Origin of the sequence: Brevundimonas vesicularis (assembly GCF_032067225.1) — a bacterium.
Lineage (GTDB): Bacteria > Pseudomonadota > Alphaproteobacteria > Caulobacterales > Caulobacteraceae > Brevundimonas > Brevundimonas vesicularis_F.
Genome location: NZ_DAMBJX010000038.1, coordinates 22,212 through 27,801 on the forward strand (window position 1 = coordinate 22,212; position 5,590 = coordinate 27,801).

Below are 5,590 nucleotides of genomic sequence, written 5' to 3' on the forward strand. Positions count from 1 at the left end.
GGTCGAAGGCGATCTGCTTGTTCAGCCGCCCGGCCTTCAGCCCTTCGAGAATCCGCAGCTGCGACGGCGTCAGGCTGGCCACGCGGCCGGCCAGATCATCGTCGGCCTCGGGCACATCCGGCGCCCAGCTGTCGCCGGCCAGAATGGCCGCGATCGCCTCGACCATCTGCGGCAGGGACGAAGACTTGGGAATGAAGCCGGCGGCGCCCAAACCCAGGGCGTGGCGCACAACGGGCGCGTCCTCACTGGCCGAGACCACCGCCACCGGCACGGTCGGCTGTTCGGCCCGCACGGCGGCGAGGCCCGCCATCCCCTCGCTGTCCGACAGCTTCAGATCCAGCAGCAACAGATCGACGGCCCCCGCGACCATGGCGGCCTTAGCCTCGGCCAGGCTGGCGCATTCCACCACCTCCGCGCCCGGCGCTGCCTTATCGACGGCCGAGCGCAGGGCGGCGCGAAACAGGGGATGGTCGTCGGCGACGACGATGCGATCCATGGGCTTCCTTCCGTGCGCGGCGTCTGACCGGCCGCGTCGTCGCCATCATGGCGCGGTTCGACTTTGGTCGAAATTAGACCAATGGCCAATGGCTCCCCGAGGCCGGAGGCGGAAAGGTCGTCAAAGGGACGCCCGCGCGAGACGGGCGCGGGAGGTTCATCATGATCACGAAAAGCCTGATGGCGGGAGCCGCCGCCGTTGCGCTGATGGCGACGCCCAACCTGGCCTCGGCCCAGGACCAGGCCGCGCTCGAGGCGCGCATCGCTCAGCTCGAAGCCCAGTTGAACGTCCTGAAGTCCGAGGTCGTCGCCGCGCGAACCCAGCAGGCGGCGCAACAGCAGGACATCATCCGCCTGGAAACCCGCCCGGCCGCGCCCGCCCCGGTCCAGGAGGCGACGGCGACGCCCGGCGAGGGCTTCCGCATCGGCGACCACACGGTCAAGTTCGGCGGCTTCGTGAAGGTGGACGCCTACGCCACCCGCTATTCCGGCGGCGATCCGGTCAATGGCGACGCGCTGCGTGAATTCCACATTCCCGGCTCCATCCCCATCGGCGGCGCCAATGAGGATACGGCGACCGACTTTAACGCCCGTCAGACCCGGTTCTGGCTGACCACCGACGGCATGGTCGGCGGCCACAAGATCGGCACGCGGATGGAGATGGACTTTCAGACCCTGCCCGGCGCCGGCGACCAGCGGACCACCAGTCCCGCCAACCCGGCCCTGCGTCGCGCCTTTATCACCATCGACAACTGGCTGATCGGTCAGGAGTGGACCAACTTCCAGAACACCGCCGTCCTGCCTGAATCCGCCGACTTCATCGGCGCGGCGGAAGGCACGGTCTTCGCCCGTCAGGTCCAGGTCCGCTATACGCGCGGTCCCTTCTCGGTCTCGGTCGAGAACCCGGAGACGACCGTGACCCCGTTCGGCGGCGGCGCGCGCATCGTTGCCGATGACAGCACCCTGCCGGACTTCACCGCCCGCTATGCGGCGTCCAAGCCCTGGGGCGACTTCCAGTTCGCCGGCCTGCTGCGTCAGCTGAAATACCAGAGCCCGGCCAGCAACATCGATTCCACTGCGACCGGCTGGGGGCTGTCGGCCTCGACCAAGATAAAGGTCGGCGCCAAGGACGATCTGCGCCTGATGGTGACGGGCGGCGAAGGCATCGGCCGCTATGTCGGTCTCAACTTCTCCAACGACGCCGTGCTGAACGGCTCGGGCGATCTGGATGCGATCGGCGTGGTCGCCGGCTTCGCCGCCTATCGCCACGTCTGGGCGCCCGGCTGGCGTTCCAGCCTGATCTGGTCGGCGCAGAAGGTGGACAATGACCTGGCCTTCACAGGCCTGGCCGCCAACCGTTCGGCCCAGAGCCTCCACGCCAACTTGATCTGGTCGCCGGTTACGGCGTTTGATGTCGGGTCCGAGCTGATGTTCGCGGACCGCGAGATCGAAACCGGCGCCAGCGGCGACATGACCCGTCTGATCCTGTTCGCCAAATACGGATTCTGATTTGATGCCGGAGACGTCTCGCGTGCCTGATCCCGCTCTCTATCCCGTCCCTGCCGACTGGGCCGACAAGGCCCATATGGACCGGGAAACGTATGAGGCGGCGCGGATCGCCGCGCGCGAGACGCCCGACGCCTTCTGGGCCGAACAGGCAAAGCGTCTGGACTGGATCACCCCGCCGACCCGGATCAAGGACGTCTCCTTCAAGAAGCAAGACTTCCGTATTCGCTGGTTCGAGGACGGCGTCCTGAACGTCTCGGCGAACTGCATCGACCGTCACCTGCCCCATCGCAAGGACGAGACGGCGATCATCTGGGAAGGCGACGATCCCGCCGACAGCCGCCACATCACCTTCGGCGAACTGCACGCCGAGGTGTGCCGCATGGCCAATGTGCTGAAGGCGCATGGGGCCAAGAAGGGCGACCGGATCACCCTGTATCTGCCCATGATCCCCGAAGCCGCCTACGCCATGCTGGCCTGTGCGCGGATCGGCGCGGTGCATTCGGTCGTCTTCGGCGGCTTTTCGCCCGACAGCCTGTGCGGCCGGATCGAGGACTGCGGCTCCAACCTGGTCATCACCGCCGACGAAGGTCTGCGCGGCGGCAAGCACATTCCGCTGAAGGCCAATGTCGATGAGGCCCTGACGAAGGTGAAGGTCGACACGGTCCTGGTCATCCGCCGCACCGGCGCCGACGTGCCGATGATAGAGGGCCGCGACTTCGACTATGGGCAGGAGGCCGCAAAGGTCGACGCCGACTGCCCGCCCGAGCCGATGAACGCCGAGGATCCGCTGTTCATCCTCTACACCTCCGGCTCGACGGGTAAGCCCAAGGGCGTGCTGCACACCACGGGCGGCTATCTGTTCTGGGCCGCCTGGACGCACGAGATCGTCTTCGACTATCGCCCCGGCGAGGTCTTCTGGTGTACGGCCGACGTGGGCTGGGTCACGGGCCACTCTTACATGGTCTATGGGCCGCTCGCGAATGCGGCGACGACCCTGATGTTCGAGGGCGTCCCCAACTATCCCGACGCCGGCCGCTTCTGGCAGGTGGTGGACAAGCACAAGGTCGAGATCTTCTACACCGCCCCCACGGCCCTGCGCGCCCTGATGCGCGAGGGCGATGCGCCGGTGAAGGCCTCTTCGCGCGCCTCGCTGCGTCTGCTCGGCACGGTGGGAGAGCCGATCAATCCCGAGGCCTGGCGCTGGTATCACGAGGTAGTCGGCGACGGCCGTTGCCCCATCGTGGACACCTGGTGGCAGACCGAGACGGGCGGCCATCTGATCACCCCCCTGCCCGGCGCCACCGACCTGAAGCCCGGATCGGCGACCATGCCCCTGCCCGGCGTCGAGCTTCAGATCGTGGACGCCGAGGGCCAGCCGCTGGAGGGCGCCGTCTCCGGCAACCTGTGCATCACCGACAGCTGGCCGGGCCAGATGCGTACCGTCTATGGCGACGATCAGCGCTTCTTCGACACCTATTTCTCGACCTATCCGGGCCGCTACTTCACCGGCGACGGCTGCCGTCGCGACGAGGACGGCTACTACTGGATCACCGGCCGGGTGGACGACGTCATCAATGTCTCCGGCCACCGGATGGGCACGGCCGAGGTCGAGAGCGCGCTGGTCCTGCACGACGATGTCGCCGAGGCGGCGGTCGTCGGCTATCCCCATGACATCAAGGGCCAGGGAATCTACGCCTATGTCACCCTGAACAACGGGGCCGAGGCGACCGAGGATCTGAGAAAGGCCCTGGTCGCTCACGTTCGTCACGAGATCGGCCCTATCGCCGCCCCCGACGTGATCCAGTGGGCGCCGGGCCTGCCCAAGACCCGGTCGGGCAAGATCATGCGCCGCATCCTGCGCAAGATCGCCGAGAACGAGATCGGCGCTCTGGGCGACACCTCGACCCTGGCCGACCCGTCGGTCGTAGACGATCTGGTCAAGAACCGCGCCGGGGCCTGAAGACGCGGGTTCAATGCGGGGGCTGATGCGCCTATCTGTGCGTCACCCCGCCGCAGCCTGAGCCGTCCATGCCTCGTTTCCTGTCCCGCCTGCCGATCGACGGCTATCTGCTGGCCCTGATCGGCATGGTGATCCTGGCGGCGCTGTTTCCCGCCAGCGGACAGGCGGCCGTCGTCATGGACGGGGTAGTCAAGGCCGCCATCGCCCTGCTGTTCTTTCTGTATGGCGCGCGAATGTCGCCGGCGGCCATCGGGGCCGGCCTGATGCACTGGCGGCTTCAGGGCACGGTCTTCCTGTCGACGTTCCTGCTGTTTCCGCTGCTGGGGCTGGGCCTGGTCTTTCTGATGCGAGGATCGCTTCAGCCCGATCTGCTGACGGGGATGCTTTATCTGTGCCTGCTGCCGTCCACGGTGCAGTCGTCCATCGCCTTCACCTCCATCGCCGGCGGCAATGTCGCGGGCGCCCTGACCAGCGCCAGCCTGTCGAACCTGCTGGGCGTGATCGTGACGCCGCTGCTGGTCGCCCTGCTGATCGGCGGCGCCAATGGCGGCATCCATCTGCAGTCCATTCTCGACATCGGTCTGCAGATCCTGGCCCCCTTCGCTGTAGGCCAACTGTGCCGCCCCCTGCTGAAGGACTGGCTGACCCGCCACGCCAAACTGACCGGCCTGGTCGACCGCGGCTCCATCCTGCTGATCGTCTATGCCGCCTTCAGCGAGGGCGTCGTCGCCGGCGTCTGGTCCCAGGTCGCGCCGCTGGATCTGGCCAAGGTCATCGGTCTGAACATCGCCCTGCTGGCCATCGTCCTGGCCCTGACCCTTTTCGCCGGCCGCGCGCTGAAGTTCGATCGGCCCGACCGGATCGTCATCCTGTTCTGCGGCTCCAAGAAGAGCATGGCCACCGGCATCCCCATGGCGGGCATCCTGTTCGCCGGCCACGCCGTGCCGCTGATCGTCCTGCCGATCATGCTGTTCCATCAGATCCAGCTGTTCGCCTGCAGCATCATCGCCCAGCGCTATGCGCGCGAGAATGAAGCGCGCGCCCAGAGTCCGGTCTTACCTTGAGCGCCGTCCAGCCTTGAGATAGACCGGCCTCAGGCCATCGCGGGCATGATGTAGTGGTAGCCTGAAAGCTTCCCAAGCTTTTCGTGCGGGTTCGATTCCCGCTGCCCGCTCCAGCCGTTATCGAAGGCGCGACGTCGCCGCCGCGCCTTCGTTGCATCCTCAGTTCGCCGCTTCGACCGTCACGCCGCGCTTTTGCAGGATGGCCTGGACGCTGTCGTCGCCGGTCAAGTGGGCGGCGCCGACGGCGATGAAGGCGGTGCCGGAGCCTTCGAGCAGGGTCTGGATCTGGTTGGCCCAGTCGGTGTTCCGATCCACCAGAACAGACTGATAGAGGGCCGGGGAGGCGTCCTTCATTTCCTTGATCGTGACGCGGTCCAGCGTCGCGACGTCGCCCTTGGCCCAGGCCTCGACCATTTCATCCAGCTTGGTGGCGGCGTTCTCGTAGTCCTTCAGCGTCTCGCGCAGGAAGACCAGTTGCACGTCGTCGGGCAGGCCGGCCAGGATGCCGATCTGTTTGTCGATGGTCTCGAAGCCGTGGATCGGCTTGCCCGCCGCTTCGGCT

At 66.9% G+C, this 5,590-nt stretch carries 5 protein-coding genes and 1 tRNA gene; 4 read left to right on the forward strand and 2 right to left on the reverse strand.

The genetic code is table 11. The annotated features are described in order from the left end of the window. Positions 1 to 496, reverse strand: a 496-nt coding sequence (locus RT123_RS10865) for a response regulator transcription factor (protein ID WP_313009148.1), incomplete at its 3' end; no start/stop codon positions are given. Positions 497 to 657: 161 nt separating this feature from the next. Here RT123_RS10865 and RT123_RS10870 point away from each other — a divergent pair. From RT123_RS10870 to RT123_RS10885, 4 genes are all read left to right on the forward strand, one after another. Continuing rightward, a complete protein-coding gene (locus tag RT123_RS10870) occupies positions 658 to 2,004 on the forward strand; it encodes a DcaP family trimeric outer membrane transporter (protein WP_313009149.1) in 1,347 nt (448 codons plus the stop codon). 4 nt (positions 2,005 to 2,008) lie between these two features. Next, positions 2,009 to 3,964, forward strand: coding sequence for an acetate--CoA ligase (gene acs, locus RT123_RS10875; RefSeq protein WP_313009150.1), 1,956 nt, complete (start codon positions 2,009 to 2,011; stop codon positions 3,962 to 3,964). Between the two features lie 68 nt (positions 3,965 to 4,032). Further along, the gene (locus tag RT123_RS10880; RefSeq protein WP_313009151.1) at positions 4,033 to 5,028 is read left to right on the forward strand and encodes a bile acid:sodium symporter family protein; all 996 of its coding nucleotides are present in this window, start codon (positions 4,033 to 4,035) and stop codon (positions 5,026 to 5,028) included. A 39-nt stretch (positions 5,029 to 5,067) separates the two neighbouring features. Beyond that, positions 5,068 to 5,141 (forward strand) — tRNA-Gly (locus RT123_RS10885). 46 nt (positions 5,142 to 5,187) lie between these two features. Here RT123_RS10885 and RT123_RS10890 read toward each other — a convergent pair. Further along, the coding region (locus RT123_RS10890) for a TraB/GumN family protein (protein WP_313009152.1) at positions 5,188 to 5,590 on the reverse strand (403 nt) is incomplete at its 5' end.